Genomic DNA, 2,903 nt, shown 5'->3' on the forward strand with positions numbered 1-2,903 from the left:
TTGAGGTAGCGGACGTTGTAGGGGCAGGCCATGGCGCAGAACTGGCAGCCGATGCACTTGGACTTGTCGATCTGGACGGTGCCGTCCGCGAGCTTGTGCGAGGCGCCCGTGGGGCACACCCGCACGCACTCGGGCTCTTCGCAGTGCTGGCACCCTACCGGCAGGAAGTAAAGCTCCACGTCGGGGTTGACGGCTCCCTCGTATTTGGGGTTGGGGCCGATGCGCAGCACCTTGTTCCAGTAGCTTCCCACGGGCACCCCGTTCGCGGCCTTGCAGGCCACCGCGCAGGCGAGGCATCCCGTGCAGCGGTTTAAGTCAGTGACGATTGCGTACTGGGCCATCTCACTCCTCCCTCCCCTCGTATACGGGCAACCACTCTTTCAAGCGCGGGTCGGACGAGTCAGCTATGACGGGGGTGCCATCCTCCCCGCAGGGACAGGGGTTACCAAAGGGAGAGTTCTCCGGCGTGGCCTTGTAGACCTTCACGGGGTAGGCGCGCAGCTGGGAGGAGCCCGTAATATAGTCCTGCGCGTCTTTGTCAACCAGGCAGTTGATACCGCACAGCGTGAAGCCCTTGTCAGCTTGCTTCAACTCGGGGAACCACCACGCATGCTCGCAATTGATCACGCCGGGCTTGATACCATGGGACAGGTCGGCCGTCTGGCGCACCTTCCCGTCCTTCGACTCAATCCACACCCAGTCGCCCTGCTCGATGCCCAATTCCGCGGCGTCCGCGGGGTTGATCTCCATGCGCGGCACCGGCCACTGCTCGCGGCACCAGGGCAGCTGGCGGTGCTCCGAATGGAAGTACACCGGGATGCGCCGGCCCGTGGTCATGTTGAAGGGGTACTCCTCGAACAGCTCCGGCGTGCTCACCGGCGAAAGCGGCGGCTCATCGTAGAACGGCAGCTCGCCTTCGCCCAAGTATGTCTCCATGATGGTGGACCACAGCTCGCACTTCATGGTGGGCGTGCTCATGCCGGGGATGTCTAGCGGAGCGGTGGCGCCGCCGCGCAGGTAGCCCATCTGGTAGCGGCGGTAGGTGCCCCAGCGCTCGGGAAGCGACTCCTTGGCATCCCACCAGCCGTTCTCCTCGAACTCCTTTTCGTATTCTTTCCAGGTCATGCCGGTTGCCTTCACGGTGGCGTCCAGGTAGTTCTCGATGGGCTGGTCCCACGGATCGCCCTTGGCGGGGTCGTAGAACGGCATGCCCAGCTCTTTGTACAGCCCGCAGATGATGTCCGACTCGTGCTTGGTCTCGGCCGGCGGTTCAATGCAGTTCACCATGGCGCCAATGCCGCCCGACGCGCCCTGCGACGTGCGCGGGCATCCGGGAATCTCCAGCCAGTGCTGCGCCGGCATCACGATGTCGGCCATGCCCACGCCGGGGACCTCCCACAGGTCGATGTAGAGCGTGAAGTCCATCTGCTTGAGCGCCTCCCAGGCGTACAGCGAGTTCGACTGGTTCATGAAGTCGCCCGAGCAGCAGATGCAGCCCTTGATGGGGTACGGATCTCCCGTGTTGGCGGCCTTCCAGATGGAGGTGGAGTCGGTCCACTGCGTCCACCAACGCGTAAGCGGGAACTGCTCCGCGCCGCACATGTTCTCGCGCTGCACCCAGTTCGACGGAGGCGTGCCGCCCGACGACGTGGACGGAGCGGGCACCACCGCATTGGAGACGGTGGCCTTAGACGGCGTCTCGCCGCGGTTGCCGCCGGGGGTGTCGTAGTTGTCGGTCATGAAGATGAGGTTGTAGGCGGTGCGGAAGTTCTGCGTCGCGCGGCCCACCTGCTCGGGGGCCAGCTGGATGTTGATGCCGCCGTTGCCGCGGCGCGGGTCGATGCGCGTGGCCCAGGCCAGGCACGCCTCGTGGATGAGGTCGGCGGGAACGTCCGTCAGCTCCTCGGCGCGCTCGAGCGTCATCTCGTCCACGCACTCGTCCCAGTACTTCTGCCACACGGGCTTCGCCTTGACCGTGCGGCCATCCTTGAGCGTGACCTCGAACTCGCCCCACAGCGCCGGGTCGATGTCCACGGGGAAGGGCATGGGATCGGGCACCCAGCCGCCCAGCTCGTACTCCCAGCCGGTGGTGGCCACGTCGTGCTCGGTCTGGCCCTCCCACATGCCGGCGTGCTCGCCCTCCTCGTTGGCGTCGAAGTAGGTCAGGCGATCATGCAGGTTGTCCCACACCATGAACTTCTTGGGATCGCCGCCCTCCACCAGGTCGGACTCCTTCAGCAGGCGCGTGCGCACGTCCATCTGCTTCGACACGTTGAACTTCACGCCGATCCACCCGGTGGGCTCGATGTCCTCGCAGTACAGAAACGGCGCGTTGCTCCAGCGTTTCACCAGCAGGTCGTCGTAGAGCTCCTCCTCCATGACGATGCGCGTCCAGGCCATGAGCATGGCGCCGTCGCTGCCGGGGCGCAGGGCCAGGTGGTAGTCGGCCTCCTTGCCGCAGTTGGACTTGCGCGGGTCCACGCTGATGAACTTCTCCGCGTGCTGCACGGCCTCCACCGTGGAGCGGCAGGAGTTGTCGTAGTTGGACTGCGTCTGGTCGGTGCCCCACTGCACGTACACGAGGGGGCGGTCCTCCACAGCCTGGAAGTGATAGCCGTTGTCCACGGTCAGACCGCCCACCATGCGGCGCGGGCCCTTGCAGATCTGGCTTGCGCTCATGTAGTTCAGGCCCCCGAACGCACGCGCTATGGGTTTGTCGGCCAGCGCGTACATGCGGCTCGTGCCGCTCATGGACACAAACGTGGTGCCCGTGTACTTGTCCTGCAGCTCCTTCATCGACGTCGCCGCCGTCTTGAACGCCTCGTCCCAGCTGATGCGCACCCAGCCCGGGTCGGAATCGCCCTTGGGGTTCGTGCGCTTCATGGGGTAGCGCAGGCGGTCGG

General features: G+C 65.3%; 2 protein-coding genes. Both read right to left on the minus strand.

The window, feature by feature from the left end:
* The coding region (locus tag ACWKY3_RS12140; protein ID WP_449316666.1) for a 4Fe-4S binding protein at positions 1-341 on the minus strand (341 nt) is incomplete at its 3' end.
* A gap of 1 nt (position 342) precedes the next feature.
* Positions 343-2,903: molybdopterin-containing oxidoreductase family protein (locus tag ACWKY3_RS12145; protein ID WP_449316667.1), on the minus strand; the 2,561-nt coding region annotated here is incomplete at its 5' end.

This window comes from Rubneribacter sp. (assembly GCF_965361815.1).